Below are 17,586 nucleotides of genomic sequence, written 5' to 3' on the forward strand. Positions count from 1 at the left end.
AAATATTCCATATTTTTGGAATAAATCCATAAATTGAAATCAAACGACTATCTGAAAGGGCGGGGTGCCCAGCAAAATATCCATAATCGGTTTCTAAAGGATATCCACGAACAGCGTGATGATTTCCTGGAGTTCTGTCGTTTAGATGGGGAAGAGGCAGACAGGAACAAGACCAAATACCTTCCCATTTTCCCCAAAACCATTGTCAACAAAGTGACAAGTCCCGATGTTGGGATGCATTATTCCATGAACCCCTATCAGGGCTGCGAACATGGATGTATTTATTGCTACGCCCGCAATTCCCACGAATTCTGGGGCTATAGTGCCGGGTTGGATTTTGAAAGGCAGATTCTTATCAAGAAAGATGCACCTCGTTTGCTGGAAGAAAAAATAAGATCGAAAAGTTGGAAAGCGGAAACAATTGTTCTTTCGGGAAATACAGATTGTTACCAACCTGCGGAAAGGGAATTTAAAATTACCAGGGCCTGTCTGGAGGTATTTCTAAAATACAAACACCCAGTAGGGATTATTACCAAAAACGCCCTGCTCTTAAGGGATTTGGACCTCTTAAAGGAGTTGGCCAAGGATAATTTAATAGGTGTCAATATTTCCGTCACCTCCCTTTCAGAAGATACTAGGCGTATTTTGGAACCGAGAACCACAACCATTAAAAAGCGACTGGAAAGCATCCAAATGTTATCGGAAAACAACATTCCCGTCAATGCCATGTTGGCACCGATCATTCCAGGAATCAACAGCCATGAAATACTGGATCTTGCCAAAGCGGTCTCTGACCATGGAGCTGTTTCCATGGCTTTCACATTGGTGCGACTCAATGGGGCCATTGGTCAAATTTTTACTGATTGGATTCATAAGACCTTACCAGATAGGGCAGAAAAGGTGCTGCATCAAATAGAGGCCTGCCATGGAGGGTCCCTGAACGACAGTAGGTTTGGGGTTAGAGGAAAGGGAGATGGAAAAATTGCAGAACACATTCACGCCATGGTCCATTTGGCAAAGGCCAAATATTTTAAGGATAAAATATTTCCAAAGCTCAATACAGAATTACATGAAAGATATAAGGTTGGACAGTTATCGTTGTTCCAATAATTAAAAGCATAAAAAAAGCCCACTTTACAAGGTTAAAGTGGGCTGTATAATATAAATTAGATTTAGCTGAGTTCCCAACCAGGTCTATAATCGCGCTTCACCCATTCGTTGGCCTTTTCATAATTGGTAACTTTCATGTTCTTGCCATCCCACAGCAATTTACGTCTTCCGGGATAGTTGAAAGGATCCCAATCCCCTGCTTTCTTGCCATCCTTGAATTCCTTGTATTGGTAGGCTTTGATTGCTAAGTTCCCCATTAGTACGGCTTCCGTTAATGGTCCTGATCTTGAAAAATCAGAGGAAGTACCGGTTCCGTTCATACAGCCTTCCACCCAATTGTTGGCATGTGTGCCCGTAATCCTAGGGAGATATGGTTCTGGAGCATTAAACAGCTTCATGGTCTCCGAAGGTAATAATCTTGGGTTTCTGGAATAGGTATCACAAACCAAAATTCCTTTGGTGCCATAAAAGATACTTCCCCCACCACCATCACCTATGGTTTCATCGTTCTTTAATTCATCCGGTAAATCTGGTTTAAGACCACCATCATACCAATTTAGGGCAATGTCCCCATGGTCTTCTGTATCGAATTTGAGGCGCACTATGGAGGATGGAGGACAGGAAGAGCTGTAATCTGCTTCGACAAAATCCCCTACCCAAACGGTGGTGCAACTTGCCTCAGCTTCTGTAGGGTAGCCCAAATCCAAGGTGCTGAACGGAGTCTCCATGATATGGCAGCCCATATCGCCAAGGGCTCCTGTTCCAAAATCCCACCAGCCTCTCCATTTAAATGGAAGGTAGGCAGGGTTATAGTCCCTCATAGCTGCAGGTCCAAGCCAAAGGTCCCAATCCAATTCCTTAGGGACCTGTTCCTTGCCAACAGGTTTTTTCACCCCTTGTGGCCATACTGGACGGTTTGTCCAACAATCAACCTTTTCTATTTTTCCAATGATACCGGATTTGATCCATTCTTTAGCCTGTCGGCTACCATCACTGGAGGCTCCTTGGTTTCCCATTTGTGTTACAATCCCGTTTTCTCTGGCCACTTCGGTCATTAAACGAGTCTCATAAATATTGTGGGCAAGGGGTTTCTCCACATAGGCGTGTTTTTTGGCACGCATATAGGGCAATGCAATGGTTGCATGGGTATGGTCTGGGGTTGCCACCATAATGGCATCTATTTCTTTTAAATGTTTGTCGTAAACCTTTCTAAAGTCCTTGTACATTTTGGCATTTGGATGCAGGGCCTGACTTTCGGCGACCATGCGCTTGTCCACATCGCAGAACGATACAAATTTCACTTTCCCCGTTGCTGTTAATTCACGGATAACACCACCACCACGTCCTCCTACACCAAATGCAGAAACATAAAGGGTATCACTGGGTGGAACATGGTTTTTCCCAAGCACAAAACTGGGTACTATAGAAAAGGCCGCCGAGGTGGCAGCCACATTTTTGATGAATTTTCTTCTTTGCATTTTGGTCGGATTCTAGTTTTCAGTTTGAAGATACAAAAAAATGAAAACTAGGAAGCCCGTTTTTGTACAATAGGCACGTATTCCTTTAGCGTTGAATGGCACTTTAAGAGTTTCCATTCCATTCCATAAAGAAATGCTCCAAATAATCCAACATGACCTGATGTCTTTGTGCTGCTATTTTCTTACCACTTTCAGTATTCATCTTGTCTTTTAACAACAACAATTTTTCATAGAAATGGTTGATCGTAGGGGCAGTGGATTTTTTGTATTCCTCTTTGGACATTTTTAGGTTGGGCGCAATATCGGGGTTGTAAAGCTCCCTATTTTTAAAGCCACCGTAATTAAAAGCCCTTGCGATACCAATAGCCCCAATGGCATCTAAACGGTCGGCATCCTGGACTACGGCCAATTCTTGGGAGGTAAATTTGTCTTTCCCAGTTTCTAAACTGGATTTATAGGATATGTTTTCAATTATTTTTACGACATGGTCAATCACTTGTGGGTCAACTTCGAGGGAGGTTAAAAATTCCGTAGCGAGTTTGGGACCGATGGATTCGTCACCACCATGAAATTTTGCGTCGGCGATATCATGTAATAGGGCGCCAAGGCTAACCACCAGGATATTTACCTGTTCGTCCTTCGCAATCAGCAGGGTATTCTTAAAGACACGCTGAATATGGAACCAGTCATGTCCGCCTTCAGCACCTTTAAGGGTTTCCTTCACAAAGGCAATGGTTTCTTCTACAATTTGGGTATCTGTCATGCAAATGAAGTTATTCCAGAAGTGATCTGTTGTTCTACTTTGGCAATGAGTGCATCCCTATCTTCACTGATTTCGAGCGGTTGGTGTACATCCAGCGTGATATGGTTGCCCAAGGCATTAGGAAATTTACCGTAGCGCAACATTTTCCAGGAATTATTGATGCTTATGGGAACAATCAAAGCCGAAGGGGCATTTTTCATTAATATTTTCAGCCCCATGGTCTGGAACTTTTTGGGATGCCCCGTTTTACTTCTTGTGCCCTCAGGAAAAATTACGGCACTGCGGTTATGGGCTTCTATATATTTTCCAAGTTTGGCAATTTCAGTCAAAGCCTGCCTGCTATCCTTCCGGTCGATCAACACTGATCCTCCATGCCTTAAATTATAGGATACGCTGGGGATGCCTTTTCCGAGTTCCTGCTTGCTCACAAATTTTGGATGATGTTTCCTCATATACCAAACTATGGGCGAAATATCGTGCATGCTCTGATGATTTGCCACAATGATCAAAGGCCGGTCAGTTGGGATATCGTACGGGTTGTTAAAGGTGTATGTGGTTCCAAGAACGTTGGAACATCGCAGAAGGCAAAAGTTTAAAATACTTACAGTTCTTTTTAAAGCGGGGTATCCAAATACATTAAAGGCGATCCATTGGATGGGATGGAATACCAACAAGGTAAGGCCAAATAAAATCTGGTAAACGACTGAGAAGGGGTAGGCCAATATTTTTTGCATGACACAAAAATAAAAAGAGAAACCATGACTAGCATGATTTCTCTTTTTATTTTTTTCTCTGTTATTCCTAGAACCTTAAAAAAGGCAGGGAAATATAAATTAACAGAATTCGTTATAGGCTTCCATCAGGTTCTCAGCGATCATTTCTGCTGGTCTTCCTTCAATATGGTGACGCTCAATCATGTGCACCAATTCGCCATTTTTGAACAAGGCCATACTTGGAGAAGATGGAGGAAAAGGAACCATAAGTCCCCTTGCGGCATTTACCGCTTCCGTATCAACCCCAGCAAATACCGTTACCAAATGGTCTGGTTTTTTACTGTTCTTTAGGCTCATTTTGGCGGCAGGCCTTGCATTGGCGGCAGCACAACCACAAACGGAGTTAACCACTACTAAAGTAATACCTTCTTGATTGATGGCCTTCTCAACAGCTTCGGCCGTATATAATTCTTCAAATCCGGCAGATGCCAGATCTTGTCTCATCGGTTTAACTAATTCTGCAGGATACATAGTCTAATTTTTAATGATTTAGATATCTGACAAAGGTAACCATTTTGTATCATTTACTGCATGTGCCTTAACTTTTCATTAGGGGTTCTTTTCTCTTGTAATATTATATCTTTGGAAAAATTTTGTAGGATGATAAAATGGTTTGCCGCCATCTTGGGGTATTATGTGCTTAGGTTTCCAGGTGCTATAGTAGGTTTTTTGATTGGGAGTTATATTGATAGCCTTAGGAACCGTGGTTCAGGTGGCGGGTCAGTTTTTGGAGGTGGCCAGAGTCAAAGCGTGTCCCCTGCAGATTTTGAATTGAACCTGCTTTCCTTATGTTCTGTTGTGATCAAGGCCGATGGTAATGTAACCCAAAGGGAGCTGGATTATGTGAGGCAGTATTTCTTGAGTACCTATGGCAAGGATAAAGCAAATGCTATTTTCAGGACTTTTAACGAGGTAATCAAAAAAAGAGAGATCTCTGCTGCTAGAATATGTGCCTATCTCAATCAGCGCACACGGTATGAGGTGCGACTCCAATTACTGCACTTTTTGTTCGGAATTGCGCAGTCCGACGGTAGTATAAGCCCTCTTGAGATTGAAAAAATAAAGGAAATTGCCGGGTATTTGAACGTGGGAATGATCGATTTTGAAAGCATAAAGGCCATGTTTGTCAAATCTGCGGATACAGCGTATAAGATCTTGGAAATTGAAAGATCTGTATCCGATGAGGAGGTGAAAAAAGCATATAGGACCATGGCTAAAAAATACCATCCAGATAGGGTGAACACCGAGAATGAAGCAATTAAAAAAGGCGCTGAAGAAAAGTTTAAAGAGGTTCAAAAGGCTTACGAGACCATTCAAATGGAACGCGGTTTGTAATATTTGACGTTTTTTAAGACATTAATCAATAATCAACGATAACTAAACCAATTATGGAAAATTTCTGGTTCTACCTCCAAATGGGTCTGGATCATGTTTTGGATCTTAACGCATACGATCATATTCTTTTCCTTTCGGCCTTGGCAATACCGTTTACTTTCAAGGATTGGAAAAAGGTATTGTTGTTGGCAACGGTTTTTACCGTGACCCATTGTCTTTCTTTAGCAATGTCGGTTTATGATCTGGTTACTATGGATGTTGCCTTGATTGAATTTCTTATTCCTATCACTATTTTGTTCACGGCCTTATTCAATCTATGGCACGCCATTAAATCCATTGAAAACAAGAATACCGGTATACATTTAATTGCAACGGCATTTTTTGGGTTGATCCATGGTTTTGGCTTTTCCAATTATTTTAAAATGTTGATGGCAGAAGAGGAGCAAAAGCTGAGGCCTTTACTAGGTTTTGCCACTGGAATAGAATTTTCTCAAGTGTTTATAATCCTTTGTGTATTGCTAATATCTTACCTAATTCAATCAATGGCAAAGGTGAGGGTGCCGCTCTTTATAGGGGTTGCCTCCATATTAATTATCGCAATTGTGATCCCCATGTTGGTTGAAACTTATCCTTGGTAGATTTTCACTAAATATTAACCTTAATAGGTTGTCGGAATATTACAAAGAGGGTATATTAGTGTACCTTTGAGGTTGTAATAGGTCATGGTTAGATGATAGGTCTTTCGCGATCAATGGTGATTTAAAGTATTGATGGAGAACAAGAAACAGAAAAAATATGATACCGCTTACTTGAGAATGGCAAGTGAATGGGGCAAATTGTCCTATTGCAAGCGTAAGCAGGTAGGTGCCATTATTGTAAAGGATAGGATGATAATATCCGATGGTTACAACGGAACTCCTACCGGTTTCGAGAATAGCTGTGAGGACGGTGAAGGGTATACCAAATGGTATGTGCTCCATGCAGAAGCCAATGCTATTTCAAAAGTGGCTTCCTCTACACAATCCTGTGAGGGTTCTACTTTATACATCACCCTTTCTCCTTGTAAGGAATGCAGTAAGCTGATCCATCAGTCTGGTATAAAACGTGTGGTATATCAGAGAGCGTATAAAGATGATTCAGGATTACAATTTTTAGAGAAGGCTGGGGTAGAAATCACTTTTATGCCCATTGAGGAATTCAGTTCGTAAAAAGTAACTTATGAAAAGCAAATACAGTTATATATGGCCTACAGTTATTGCACTGGCACTTGCGATAGGCATCTTAATTGGCGGAAAGTTACATTTTAATGATACTCCGGAGAAACTGTTCACCACCAATTCAAAAAAGGATAAGCTTAACAGGCTTATAGATTATATTGATTATGAGTATGTGGACGATATCAATACAGATAGTATCGTTGATGTTACGGTAAATAATATCTTGGACAAGCTGGACCCCCATTCCGTTTATATCCCAAAAGAGGAGATGAAAAAAGTTGCGGAGAACATGAAAGGTGATTTTGTGGGCATCGGCGTAAATTTTTACATGTACAAGGATACCATAGCCGTTATCCGTACCGTAGAGAATGGGCCTAGTTACTTAAAGGGGCTTCAGGCTGGAGATCGTATTTTGGTGGCAGATACCGATACCCTTTTTGGAAAGAACATGCCCAATAGTTCTATTGTAGAAAAGCTGAAAGGAAAAGAAGGCTCTAAAGTCAACCTGAATATCTTTCGGAAAAAGGACAACAGGAAGTTCAATGTGAGCATAAAGAGGGATTTAATTCCTATTAAAAGTGTGGAGGCCTACTATATGCTAACCCCTGATATGGGATATATTAAGCTGAATCGTTTTGCGGAATCATCTTACAAAGAGTTTAAAGTAGCATTGAGTACGTTACAAAATCAGGGTGCAAGAAAGTTGACCTTGGATCTTAGGGATAACCCTGGAGGGTATTTGGGGATTGCGGAGGAGATTGCTGATGAGTTTTTGCCAGATAAAAAGCTAATTCTGTTCACTAAAAATAAAAACGGGAAAATAAACAAATCGTTCGCCACCAAAAAAGGTGATTTTGAGGACAAGCCGGTATATGTGCTCATCAATGAAAGATCGGCATCAGCGAGTGAGATTATCGCAGGCTCCTTACAGGATAATGACATAGGGACCATTATAGGACGTCGCTCTTTTGGGAAAGGCCTTGTACAACGGGAAATGGATCTTGGAGATGGATCGGCCGTTCGTCTAACTATTTCCAGATACTACACCCCTACGGGAAGATCCATTCAGAAGGATTATAAAAACGGAAACAAGGACTATTACGAAAAGTTCACAAATAGGTACCACAATGGGGAGCTGCTTTCTGTAGATAGCATCAAGGTGGCAGATTCCCTAAAGTTCACTACCCCAAAAGGAAAAGTAGTTTACGGGGGCGGGGGAATTATTCCAGATGTTTTTGTGCCCATAGGTTCCAATGAAATGGAGACTATAGAATCTATTGAGAGTTTGGGATTAATATCCCGCTTTGTATTTGAGCACCTGGATGAAGATAGAAATAGGTACTCTTATTTGTCCAAGAACGACTTCATTTATAATTTTAAAGTAGATGATATCTTGTTTGGGAAATTCATCAAATACGCCGAAGGTATTACGGTCATCAGGAACTTGAATTTGGCATATTATGATCTGGAAGATCAGATCAAATTATATATAAAAGCTTCCTTGGCAGAGCAGTTGTATGATCCAAATATCTATGCAAAGATCAAAAATGAGAGCGATGCCATGCTGCAAAAGGTCTTGGAATTGGACAATCCCAAAATCCATAAAAGAATCAAAGAGTAATGGAAACTAGGAATTAGTTTTCATCAACCTTCTCCTGAATTTTTTTTGAAGCAATAAATATCAATAAAAGTACTATGGCACAAAGGGAGGCCACTATTCCGATAATGGCAATTATACTATCGCCTTCCAATGGATTTTCAAAATTGATTAAAGTCACATTGTAGGCAATTAAAGCAATGGCCAAGGTAATCAGGATAATGCTTAAAATTCTGTTCATAATTTTAATACTTAAAGAATATGACCCTCAAAACTGACGTCATATGCAAATTTAAAATAATTCGTTGATGTTGCTGGCAAATAACTTCACAGCAATGGCCAATAAAATTACGCCAAAAACTTTTCTAATCACACCTAGACCATTTTTACCCAATACCTTTTCTATCTTCCTGGAGGACTTCAGAACCAGATAAACAAAAATAATATTCACGATTACGGCAACAATAATATTTTCTACAAGGAATTCAGATCGCAAAGATAGTAGGGTTGTAATGGTTCCGGCTCCCGCGATCAATGGGAAGGCTATGGGGACGATAGATGCCGTCTCGGGAATATCGTCTTTATATAGGGAGATTCCCAAAATCATTTCGATGGCCAAAAAGAAAAGAATAAAGGATCCTGCCACGGCAAAGGAATTGACATCTATCCCAATTAACTTCAAAATTTCTTCCCCAATGAACAAAAAGGCTATCATGATGCAGGCCGCGACAATGGAGGCTCGGCCCGAATGAAGATGTCCCACCTTGTTGCGGAGCGATATAATAATTGGAATACTACCTACAATATCAATTACAGCGAATAAAATCATACTGGCGGTAAATATTTCCTTGAAATTGAAATTAAATTGCATGTCGAACTTTTTTTTAATCCTGCAAAATTACGTTTTCTAAAGTCCTTAAGGATGCCATAATGGAAATTATTCTACCTCATTTTAGGACGAAAGAGGTATCTTTGCGCCATATTTACGAATTATGTTCCAATTAGGTAAAACCTTGGTGTCCGAGGAAATTATTGAGAAAGATTTTGTTTGCAATCTGAATGCCTGCAAGGGAGGTTGTTGTGTTGATGGGGAGGCTGGTGCACCCTTGGAGGATAAAGAGACCGAAATATTGGTGAACATTTATAGTGATGTCAAACCATTTTTGAGACCTGAGGGAATTGCTGCTATCGAAGAGCAGGGAGCATTTGTAAAGGGGGAAGACGGAGAATGGGAAACACCTTTGGTGAATGGGAGTGAGTGTGCCTATGTTATTTTTTCCGATGACGGTATTACTAAATGTGGTCTGGAAGAGGCCAATAATCAGGGCGCTACCAATTGGAAAAAACCTGTTTCGTGTCACTTGTACCCTGTTCGTATAAAGGAATACACAGAATTTACTGCTGTGAACTACCATAAATGGGAAATTTGTGACCCGGCATGTGCTTTGGGAGCAGAACTTCAGGTTCCTATCTATAAGTTTGTAAAGGAGGCACTCATTAGAAAATTTGGCAAAAAATGGTATGGTGAGCTAGAGGAAGTGGCCAATGAACACGCTAAATAGCGGGGATATTAAGGCTTATTTTAGTGCCACAAGGACGATTTTGATCGTCATATAAATCCAAAATATCCACGGTAAATGAGTTTTGGTAGTCCTTTGAAAAATTGGCCAAACGTTCTTTGGTAATATTGATACCTACCGATTTTCTTTTAATGACCCTATTTTTTTTGTTCTTTTCAGAGGTCTCCCTTCCTATGCCATTGTCTGTAATGGTAATATTTGTAAAATACTTATTCTCTTGGCTTATGCGTAATTCTATGCTTTTCTGACCTTCTTTAGCCGAAAGCCCATGCCATAGTGAGTTTTCCAAAAAGGGTTGAAGGATCAAAGAGGGTATTTTAATGGTGTGTATATCTACATTTTCGTCTATCACCACGTCAAAATCGATCTCCTCATTAAATCTAATATTCTCAATATTCATGTAAAGTTGCGCTGTTTCCAGTTCATCTGCCAATGATATTTCCCTTACAGAGGAGGCTTCCAGAATTTTACGGATCAATTTTGAGAATTTATTGAGGTAGTGTACCGCATTCTTCTTCTCATTGTTGATAATGTACAGTTTTATGGAATTCAGAGAATTGAATAAAAAATGCGGATTCATTTGACTACGGAGCATAGTTGATTCTAAAGTCAATAGTTGTTTCTCATTCTTCAATTGTCGCTGGTAGAAAAGGATATATAGTATACTTGCCAACAATGCCAGTGCAAACCCACTGATCAACAAGGTAGTTTGATTCTTTCGTAATTTTAATTTGACAATCTCATTCTCCTTGGCCAAGACCTCAAGTTGACTGTTCATTTTTTCTGTTTCGGAACGGTTGATGAGATCTGCTACATAGCGTCTGTTTCTGTCATTTATGGTCCGTCTTTCTATTCCTCTCGCTTTTTTGTAATACTCCATTGAGGCTTTGTATTCGCCTTCTTTTGCGCTCAGATCGGATAGAAACACATAGGCTTCCTCCATTTCGCTGTCAAGTTTGTAGATTTGGGCAATCTCAAAGCCTTTAAGGAGGTTTTCCTTGGCCTTATCATATTGAAGGCTTTCCATGAACGTCCAACCCGTATTGATATATATTTCGGAAATTAGCTCCATATTACCTAATTCTTTGGCAGGGGCAAGGAGTGATTCTAAAATACCCAGTCCTTCTTCAAATTTGCCTTGGTGTACATAAATATGGGCGATCCCCAAGTTCGATTTTATGTTAATGCTGGTTGAGCGCGCTTTTTCATTATAGGCTAAAGCGGTATAATAAGTGCTCAATGCCTCCTTGAGCTTTCCTTGTGCCTCCAAACTTTCACCTATATCCTGATGGTTAATGGCGAGGCCCAAATTATTACCTAATTTCTTTTCCAATGCTACGGCTTCCTGAAATCTAGGAATGGCTAGTTCCCATTGTTCCAGGTTTTTATAAATGTTGCCTATCCTATTCAGGGACACATTTTTACTTCTTTTTATCTCTTCAGAAGGGTTTTCCATTTTATCTGCCAGGTCAAATGCAGATTGGGCATAGTCGAGGGCAGATTGTATGGCATTTTTCCTCAAATGGGCCAAGCTCAACATGTTTAAGCTATAAATTTTAATTTCAGGATTTTCTGCCAAATCAGCTTTTGATAATGCATCTTGGTGAAAGGATATGGCCTTGTCAAAGAGGGATAGGTTTTGATAAATTGTGCCCAAATGGTTCAAAGCAAAAGCTTCACCTAAATTGTATTTTTTATTTCTGGAAGCATTAAGGAAATAATTGAGGACGATGGTGTCCTGAAGCGCAGGTTTTAAGGCTGCTTCCAATTCCTTATTTGTACTTGGTTGATTCTGTAAAATTTCGGCAATGGCGTTTTTTTGCTTGTCTGAAATTTCCTGTGCGTGGCCTAGAGCCAGAAGTGAAATTGTAACAATCAAGAACAAGATAGGCTTCCTTAAACGGTAATATGAATCTTTATTGGATGTATTTTTTTGCAACATGGGGAATCCTGACTAATTCTTATAACATATCTAGGAAATCAGATCTTTTCTGGCGAGACACCGGGATTTTATGATCCGATGACAATACAACGTACCCATCTGTTTTCAGGAACTCCTTTATTTTATTGAGGTTGATAATGTACGAGTTGTGGACTCGAAAGAAATACTCCTTAGGCAACATTTCATTGACTTCCTTTAATTTTTTGGTAAGTAGTATTTTTTGTCCGTCAGTTAGAAATAGGGTGGTGTAATTGCCATCTGATTCTGCATAAAGGACTTCGTGGTTTTCTAGAAAAAGTAGTTTCCCGTCTGTGTTGATGGTTATTTTCTTCTGAACAGCATTATTGTTGAAATTCATTAATATTTTTTCCAACTTATCGGCACTGTAATGCTTTTGATTGAATTTTTTGATCTTAGCGATTGTTTCGCTGAGGTCATCACTGTCTATCGGTTTTAATAGGTAATCTATGGCCTCATTTTTCAATGCTTTTATCGCATATTGGTTGTATGCTGTTGTGATAACCACCGGGAAATTCTTGTTGGTAATCTTTTGGATAAACTGAAAGCCATCCATAGCGGGCATTTCAATATCTAAAAACAGACAATCAGGGGTATTCTTTTCCAGATAGTCCAAAGCCTCATAAGGATTGGTAAAGGAGGCAACAACCTTTACCTCATTGCTAAAGTTGGTCAGCTCCCATGAAAGTCCTTGTATCGCTTTTATTTCATCGTCTACTATTACTGTTTCTAACATTTCAAATGGATAAACTTAAACTAAATTATTATTATGAATAGGGCCCATTTCTAAATGGAGGTAAGGTCAAAAGGGCTATTAGTGTTAAAACGTATCAATAATGTTAAAAGTAGTCATTAATTGAAATCAAAGCCAATAATCCAGTTGATTTTTCCTAGTATATCTTCTATTCTTAATATAGAGAATGAATGTTCAATTGGGGTTGCAAATTACACAAAATTGCATACCATTTATACATATGGATACCTTAGAGTCCTGTTTATCAGCTATATTCGTGGTCCTGAGAAGAACAAACGGTTCTTTTTTAGCTAAAGGTAGAATAATCATCACCTTTTGTATGATGAGTGAATTACCTCAATGATTTGATTGCAATAGCAGGCAATAGAATGTAAATACTTGAATCATGCAGAAGTGTTTAATTTTATTTTCAATACTGATAGCCTTATTGATTTTTGCAAGTGTAACGGGCAATAATGAGGCAATGGAAGAGCGGACAACGGTCATTGTAGACAATGACAGTATTGATGGTCTTCTGAAAAAAGATGTAAAAGTGATTGATAAGATCTTGGCCAATAAATAGAAATAAGAGCTTTTTTACCAAGTATTTTGAAAAGTAATAGAATTTTAAATAGTTATTAAGTTAATGAAACTGTCAGGCCACATGTACGACCCAATGCAGTTTGTTTTTAATTAGACATTCGCATGTACGGGAAGCCTTACTCAATGGAAATACAACCTATTGGAAAACCTAGTCAACGTGTTGGCTTTGGAACTCTGCTTGGTTATTAGGTTTCGGGGGAACTACCTATATCAGCAGATCCATTTATGGTAATATTGAATATACTATCTATTGAAGGGTCGTAAGGTTTGGCAGTATCATTTAAGAATTAGTTTAAGGAGCAACTTGAAAAAGTTGCTCCTTTTGTTTTGAAGTAAACCGAAAGGTCTAATTTTTAATACTTTTTGGTTTATTTTTTTCAAACCTTTTCCGTTGAATTTTCCATTGAACTTATTCCAAATCCATCCTTTTCCATAAAGGCAACAAACATCGCTGGCGAGCCTAGATTTCAACATACAGTGTTAAAAACTTTGTGATTTAAATGATGAAACAACCTTCGTTTATTGCTTACATTTTTCAATCTTTGTTACTCCCAGAGCAGGGGTAATTATCACCCCCAATACACAAATTACTTAAATCAGAACATATGTCAACAGCAGTAGAGCCCATTTTACAGGAAAACAAGGATAGATTTGTAATCTTCCCCATTCAACACCACGATTTATGGGAATGGTACAAGAAGTGTGAAGCCTGTTTTTGGACTGCTGAGGAAATTGACTTACATCAAGATCCAATCGATTGGAAAAATAAGCTCAATGATGATGAGCGATATTTCATAAAACACATATTGGCGTTTTTTGCAGCTTCCGATGGAATTGTAAATGAAAATTTAGCCGAGAACTTTGTGAGTGAGGTGCAGTATTCGGAAGCTAAGTTTTTCTATGGTTTTCAAATCATGATGGAGAATATCCATTCAGAAACCTACTCCCTTTTGATCGATACCTATGTGAAGGACGAGAAAGAGAAAAATCTGCTTTTCAATGCCATTGACAATTTCCCTGCCATCAAGAAAAAGGCAGATTGGGCCTTGAAATGGATAGAGTCTCCTAGTTTCGCCGAAAGGTTGATCGCATTTGCAGCTGTTGAGGGGATTTTCTTTTCCGGTGCTTTCTGTTCCATTTTTTGGTTAAAGAAAAGAGGACTTATGCCAGGACTTACCTTCTCTAACGAGCTTATCTCCAGGGACGAAGGGATGCATTGTGATTATGCCGTGCATTTGCACAATCACCACTTGGTGAATAAAGTGCCTAAGGAAAGAATTACGGCAATCCTTGTAGATGCCCTTAACATAGAGCGTGAATTTATTACAGAATCATTACCTGCAAGTCTAATTGGGATGAACGCCAAGTTGATGACGCAATATCTGGAATTTGTTACGGATAGGTTATTGGTGGAATTAGAATGTGATAGGGTGTACAATTCATCAAACCCATTCGATTTTATGGATATGATATCCCTACAGGGCAAAACCAACTTTTTTGAAAAGAGGGTATCTGAATATCAAAAAGCAGGAGTTTTGAACAAAGAAAAAGAAGCGGACAATAAGAAATTAAGTTTCGACGCTGATTTCTGATCCAATAGAAATAAAGCCCCCTTGCAAAAGGGGTTTTTAAGCCCTTGGATTAAAATGTTAAAGAAAACCAAAAATTATATACATCGACTTTTTTGGTCATTGGAAGTCGGTCTCATCACTCCTTATAGCTAAACAGTTTTTATTGTTTTTACTACTGTAGGAAGGCATAAAAGGACCAGTAAATAATCGTTTCATTTAAAAATTGTAGCACATGTTTGTAGTAAAAAGAGATGGCAGAAAAGAGCCGATGATGTTCGATAAGATCACGGCAAGAGTTAGAAAATTATGTTATGGCCTCAATGCGCTTGTAGACCCAGTAAAGGTTGCCATGAGGGTAATAGAAGGTTTGTACGATGGGGTTACGACCTCAGAATTGGATAACCTAGCTGCGGAAATAGCCGCAACCATGACTACTACACATCCGGATTATGCCAAGTTGGCCGCCCGTATCTCTATCTCTAACCTACATAAGAATACTAAAAAGTCATTCTCTGAAACGATGAAGGACCTTTATGTGTATGTAAATCCAAGAAATGGAAAAAAGGCTCCTTTGCTATCGGATGAGGTATACAAAGTAATTGAGGAGAATGCAGAGACTCTGGATTCCACCATAATTTATAACCGTGATTTTGGCTACGATTATTTCGGTTTTAAAACATTGGAACGCTCATACCTTTTAAAGCTTAATGGTAAAATTGCTGAACGCCCACAACATATGTTGATGCGTGTTTCCATAGGTATTCACTTAAATGATTTGGAAGCAGCCATGGAAACCTATGAGCTGATGTCCAAAAAGTACTTCACACATGCAACGCCAACCTTGTTCAATGCAGGGATGCCTAAGCCGCAAATGTCCTCTTGCTTTTTATTGGCAATGAAGGATGATAGTATTGACGGTATTTATGACACCTTAAAACAAACTGCAAAAATATCCCAATCCGCAGGAGGTATTGGGCTATCTATACATAATGTTAGGGCCACGGGATCCTATATTGCAGGAACCAACGGTACCTCCAATGGAATTGTTCCCATGTTGCAAGTATTCAATGATACTGCGAGATATGTAGATCAGGGTGGAGGAAAGCGTAAAGGTAGTTTTGCAATTTACGTAGAACCATGGCATGCTGATATCTTTGAATTCTTGGACCTAAAAAAGAATCACGGGAAGGAAGAAATGCGTGCAAGGGATCTTTTCTATGCCATGTGGATTCCAGATTTGTTCATGAAAAGGGTTGAGGCCAATGAGGAATGGACTTTGATGTGTCCTAATGAGTGTCCAAACTTGTTCAATATCCATAGCGAGGAATTTGAAGCGCTTTATTTGAAATATGAAGCAGCAGGTAAGGGTAGAAAGACCATTAAGGCGCGTGAGCTTTGGGAGAAGATTTTAGAATCTCAAATAGAAACTGGAACGCCTTATATGTTGTATAAGGATGCTGCCAATAGAAAGAGCAACCAGAAAAATTTGGGAACCATCCGTTCATCCAATTTATGTACCGAGATCATGGAATACACATCCCCGGACGAGGTGGCTGTATGTAACCTAGCATCTATTGCATTACCGATGTTTGTGAAAAACGGGGAATTCGATCACAAGGAACTTTTCCGAGTGACGAAAAGAGTGACCAAAAACCTAAATAGGGTAATAGACAGAAATTACTATCCTGTTAAGGAGGCGGAAAATTCCAATATGCGCCATAGGCCAGTAGGTTTAGGGGTACAAGGTCTTGCAGATGCCTTTATAATGCTGCGTTTGCCTTTTACTAGTGAGGAGGCCAAAAAGTTGAACCAAGAGATCTTTGAAACGCTATACTTTGCAGCGGTAACTGCATCTATGGAGCAAGCCAAGGAAGAAGGTCCATATTCAACCTATGAGGGATCGCCAATTTCCAAAGGTGAATTCCAATACAATTTATGGGGTATTAAGGATGAAGAATTATCCGGCAGATGGGATTGGGCGAAACTTAGAAAAGAGGTGAAGAAAAATGGAGTTCGTAACTCCTTATTGGTGGCTCCAATGCCAACAGCTTCCACTTCCCAAATATTGGGTAACAATGAATGCTTTGAGCCATATACATCAAATATTTACACCCGTAGAGTATTGTCCGGGGAGTTTATTGTGGTAAACAAGCACCTTTTGGAGGACTTGGTAGGACTTGGTCTTTGGAACGAGAATTTGAAACAGGAATTGATGAGAGCCAATGGCTCTGTTCAGGATATCGATGGTATTCCGGAGGATATTAAGGAATTGTACAAGACCGTATGGGAGTTGAGCATGAAGGACATCATTGATATGTCTAGACATAGAGGATACTTTATCGATCAGAGTCAGTCTTTGAATTTGTTCATGGAAAACGCCAATTATGCAAAACTTACCTCCATGCACTTTTACGCCTGGAAAAGTGGACTTAAAACAGGGATGTACTATTTGAGGACCAAAGCGGCGGTAGATGCCATTAAATTTACGTTGGATAATAGTAAGAAACAGGAAGTACCAACTGCTGATGTTGTTGAGTCAGAGGTTTTAGCTACTGCGATCACAAAGCCAGAAGGGAAAACTGCAGTTGAAGTAGCAGCTATCCCGGTACAGCAGGATGTGGATGTTAAGCCTATGAGCGCAGCTGAAATGAAGGCGTTGATAGCTCAGGCGAAGGCAAGTGAAGGTGATGATGATTGTTTAATGTGCGGATCTTAATATTTTTAGGTTAGGCTGTATCATTATTGTTTAACAGCTTAAACATGTAATAAAATACCTCGAGGTAAGCGGCCAAAAATGGTCCTTCTCGAGGTATTTTTTTTGTCTATCATTCTATAGTAAAAAATATGGGGGAACTATTTATTTTTT

The 17,586-nt window shown here is 39.5% G+C and carries 17 protein-coding genes; 9 read left to right on the forward strand and 8 right to left on the reverse strand.

Features of this window, described 5'->3' with window-relative positions:
* Window positions 1-33: 33 nt before the first annotated feature.
* Entirely contained in the window at window positions 34-1,110 is a 1,077-nt protein-coding gene (locus ABXZ32_RS05840; RefSeq protein ID WP_354617732.1) for a PA0069 family radical SAM protein, read from the forward strand.
* A gap of 62 nt (window positions 1,111-1,172) precedes the next feature.
* Here the strand turns inward: ABXZ32_RS05840 and ABXZ32_RS05845 are convergent, their stop codons facing one another.
* The 4 genes from ABXZ32_RS05845 to ABXZ32_RS05860 all read right to left on the reverse strand — a co-directional run bounded on the left by ABXZ32_RS05845 (window position 1,173) and on the right by ABXZ32_RS05860 (window position 4,595).
* On the reverse strand, window positions 1,173-2,588 hold the full coding sequence (locus ABXZ32_RS05845; RefSeq protein ID WP_354617733.1) for a Gfo/Idh/MocA family protein: 1,416 nt from the start codon (window positions 2,586-2,588) through the stop codon (window positions 1,173-1,175).
* Between the two features lie 103 nt (window positions 2,589-2,691).
* Window positions 2,692-3,351 (reverse strand): HD domain-containing protein, encoded by a 660-nt coding sequence (locus ABXZ32_RS05850; protein ID WP_354617734.1) that lies wholly within the window; start codon window positions 3,349-3,351, stop codon window positions 2,692-2,694.
* Entirely contained in the window at window positions 3,348-4,085 is a 738-nt protein-coding gene (locus ABXZ32_RS05855; protein WP_354617735.1) for a lysophospholipid acyltransferase family protein, read from the reverse strand. Before ABXZ32_RS05855 ends, ABXZ32_RS05850 begins: the two co-directional genes overlap by 4 nt.
* 99 nt (window positions 4,086-4,184) lie before the next feature.
* On the reverse strand, window positions 4,185-4,595 hold the full coding sequence (locus ABXZ32_RS05860; RefSeq protein ID WP_354617736.1) for a BrxA/BrxB family bacilliredoxin: 411 nt from the start codon (window positions 4,593-4,595) through the stop codon (window positions 4,185-4,187).
* Window positions 4,596-4,724: 129 nt separating this feature from the next.
* On the opposite strand from ABXZ32_RS05860, the gene ABXZ32_RS05865 reads away from it, so the two are divergent.
* The 4 genes from ABXZ32_RS05865 (at window position 4,725) to ABXZ32_RS05880 (ending at window position 8,297) form a co-directional block, all read left to right on the forward strand.
* Window positions 4,725-5,459, forward strand: coding sequence for a tellurite resistance TerB family protein (locus ABXZ32_RS05865; RefSeq protein WP_354617737.1), 735 nt, complete (start codon window positions 4,725-4,727; stop codon window positions 5,457-5,459).
* A gap of 53 nt (window positions 5,460-5,512) precedes the next feature.
* Window positions 5,513-6,097, forward strand: coding sequence for a HupE/UreJ family protein (locus ABXZ32_RS05870; RefSeq protein WP_354617738.1), 585 nt, complete (start codon window positions 5,513-5,515; stop codon window positions 6,095-6,097).
* A 132-nt stretch (window positions 6,098-6,229) separates the two neighbouring features.
* The gene (locus tag ABXZ32_RS05875) at window positions 6,230-6,667 is read left to right on the forward strand and encodes a deoxycytidylate deaminase (RefSeq protein WP_354617739.1); all 438 of its coding nucleotides are present in this window, start codon (window positions 6,230-6,232) and stop codon (window positions 6,665-6,667) included.
* A gap of 10 nt (window positions 6,668-6,677) precedes the next feature.
* Entirely contained in the window at window positions 6,678-8,297 is a 1,620-nt protein-coding gene (locus tag ABXZ32_RS05880; protein ID WP_354617740.1) for a S41 family peptidase, read from the forward strand.
* 13 nt (window positions 8,298-8,310) lie between these two features.
* Here the strand turns inward: ABXZ32_RS05880 and ABXZ32_RS05885 are convergent, their stop codons facing one another.
* Together ABXZ32_RS05885 and ABXZ32_RS05890 are read right to left on the reverse strand one after the other, a co-directional pair.
* Entirely contained in the window at window positions 8,311-8,514 is a 204-nt protein-coding gene (locus tag ABXZ32_RS05885) for a hypothetical protein (RefSeq protein ID WP_354617741.1), read from the reverse strand.
* 51 nt (window positions 8,515-8,565) lie between these two features.
* Window positions 8,566-9,144, reverse strand: coding sequence for a MarC family protein (locus ABXZ32_RS05890; RefSeq protein ID WP_354617742.1), 579 nt, complete (start codon window positions 9,142-9,144; stop codon window positions 8,566-8,568).
* Window positions 9,145-9,265: 121 nt separating this feature from the next.
* On the opposite strand from ABXZ32_RS05890, the gene ABXZ32_RS05895 reads away from it, so the two are divergent.
* The gene (locus ABXZ32_RS05895) at window positions 9,266-9,835 is read left to right on the forward strand and encodes a DUF3109 family protein (protein ID WP_354617743.1); all 570 of its coding nucleotides are present in this window, start codon (window positions 9,266-9,268) and stop codon (window positions 9,833-9,835) included.
* On the opposite strand, the gene ABXZ32_RS05900 is transcribed toward ABXZ32_RS05895, so the two are convergent.
* Complete coding sequence (locus ABXZ32_RS05900) at window positions 9,828-11,795, reverse strand: tetratricopeptide repeat-containing sensor histidine kinase (RefSeq protein WP_354617744.1); 1,968 nt, start codon at window positions 11,793-11,795, stop codon at window positions 9,828-9,830. The two genes, ABXZ32_RS05895 and ABXZ32_RS05900, sit on opposite strands and share 8 nt — an antisense overlap.
* A 19-nt stretch (window positions 11,796-11,814) precedes the next feature.
* The gene (locus ABXZ32_RS05905; protein WP_354617745.1) at window positions 11,815-12,549 is read right to left on the reverse strand and encodes a LytR/AlgR family response regulator transcription factor; all 735 of its coding nucleotides are present in this window, start codon (window positions 12,547-12,549) and stop codon (window positions 11,815-11,817) included.
* A gap of 403 nt (window positions 12,550-12,952) precedes the next feature.
* Here ABXZ32_RS05905 and ABXZ32_RS05910 point away from each other — a divergent pair, with 403 nt between their 5' ends.
* The 3 genes from ABXZ32_RS05910 to ABXZ32_RS05920 all read left to right on the forward strand — a co-directional run bounded on the left by ABXZ32_RS05910 (window position 12,953) and on the right by ABXZ32_RS05920 (window position 17,436).
* Complete coding sequence (locus ABXZ32_RS05910; protein ID WP_354617746.1) at window positions 12,953-13,129, forward strand: hypothetical protein; 177 nt, start codon at window positions 12,953-12,955, stop codon at window positions 13,127-13,129.
* Between the two features lie 625 nt (window positions 13,130-13,754).
* Window positions 13,755-14,741 (forward strand): ribonucleotide-diphosphate reductase subunit beta, encoded by a 987-nt coding sequence (locus tag ABXZ32_RS05915; protein ID WP_062056651.1) that lies wholly within the window; start codon window positions 13,755-13,757, stop codon window positions 14,739-14,741.
* A gap of 211 nt (window positions 14,742-14,952) precedes the next feature.
* Entirely contained in the window at window positions 14,953-17,436 is a 2,484-nt protein-coding gene (locus tag ABXZ32_RS05920; RefSeq protein WP_354617747.1) for a ribonucleoside-diphosphate reductase subunit alpha, read from the forward strand.
* Window positions 17,437-17,586 lie beyond the last annotated feature (150 nt).

The sequence above is a fragment of the Sediminicola luteus genome, from assembly GCF_040566555.1.
Classification (GTDB): Bacteria; Bacteroidota; Bacteroidia; order Flavobacteriales; family Flavobacteriaceae; genus Sediminicola.

Bases quoted from the DNA above. Each gene is read 5' to 3' on its own strand.
- ABXZ32_RS05845 (WP_354617733.1), bottom strand. From the start codon at position 2,588: ATGCAAAGAAGAAAATTCATCAAAAATGTGGCTGCCACCTCGGCGGCC.
- ABXZ32_RS05850 (WP_354617734.1), bottom strand. From the start codon at position 3,351: ATGACAGATACCCAAATTGTAGAAGAAACCATTGCCTTTGTGAAGGAA.
- ABXZ32_RS05855 (WP_354617735.1), bottom strand. From the start codon at position 4,085: ATGCAAAAAATATTGGCCTACCCCTTCTCAGTCGTTTACCAGATTTTA.
- ABXZ32_RS05860 (WP_354617736.1), bottom strand. From the start codon at position 4,595: ATGTATCCTGCAGAATTAGTTAAACCGATGAGACAAGATCTGGCATCT.
- ABXZ32_RS05865 (WP_354617737.1), top strand. From the start codon at position 4,725: ATGATAAAATGGTTTGCCGCCATCTTGGGGTATTATGTGCTTAGGTTT.
- ABXZ32_RS05870 (WP_354617738.1), top strand. From the start codon at position 5,513: ATGGAAAATTTCTGGTTCTACCTCCAAATGGGTCTGGATCATGTTTTG.
- ABXZ32_RS05875 (WP_354617739.1), top strand. From the start codon at position 6,230: ATGGAGAACAAGAAACAGAAAAAATATGATACCGCTTACTTGAGAATG.
- ABXZ32_RS05880 (WP_354617740.1), top strand. From the start codon at position 6,678: ATGAAAAGCAAATACAGTTATATATGGCCTACAGTTATTGCACTGGCA.
- ABXZ32_RS05885 (WP_354617741.1), bottom strand. From the start codon at position 8,514: ATGAACAGAATTTTAAGCATTATCCTGATTACCTTGGCCATTGCTTTA.
- ABXZ32_RS05890 (WP_354617742.1), bottom strand. From the start codon at position 9,144: ATGCAATTTAATTTCAATTTCAAGGAAATATTTACCGCCAGTATGATT.
- ABXZ32_RS05895 (WP_354617743.1), top strand. From the start codon at position 9,266: ATGTTCCAATTAGGTAAAACCTTGGTGTCCGAGGAAATTATTGAGAAA.
- ABXZ32_RS05900 (WP_354617744.1), bottom strand. From the start codon at position 11,795: ATGTTGCAAAAAAATACATCCAATAAAGATTCATATTACCGTTTAAGG.
- ABXZ32_RS05905 (WP_354617745.1), bottom strand. From the start codon at position 12,549: ATGTTAGAAACAGTAATAGTAGACGATGAAATAAAAGCGATACAAGGA.
- ABXZ32_RS05910 (WP_354617746.1), top strand. From the start codon at position 12,953: ATGCAGAAGTGTTTAATTTTATTTTCAATACTGATAGCCTTATTGATT.
- ABXZ32_RS05915 (WP_062056651.1), top strand. From the start codon at position 13,755: ATGTCAACAGCAGTAGAGCCCATTTTACAGGAAAACAAGGATAGATTT.
- ABXZ32_RS05920 (WP_354617747.1), top strand. From the start codon at position 14,953: ATGTTTGTAGTAAAAAGAGATGGCAGAAAAGAGCCGATGATGTTCGAT.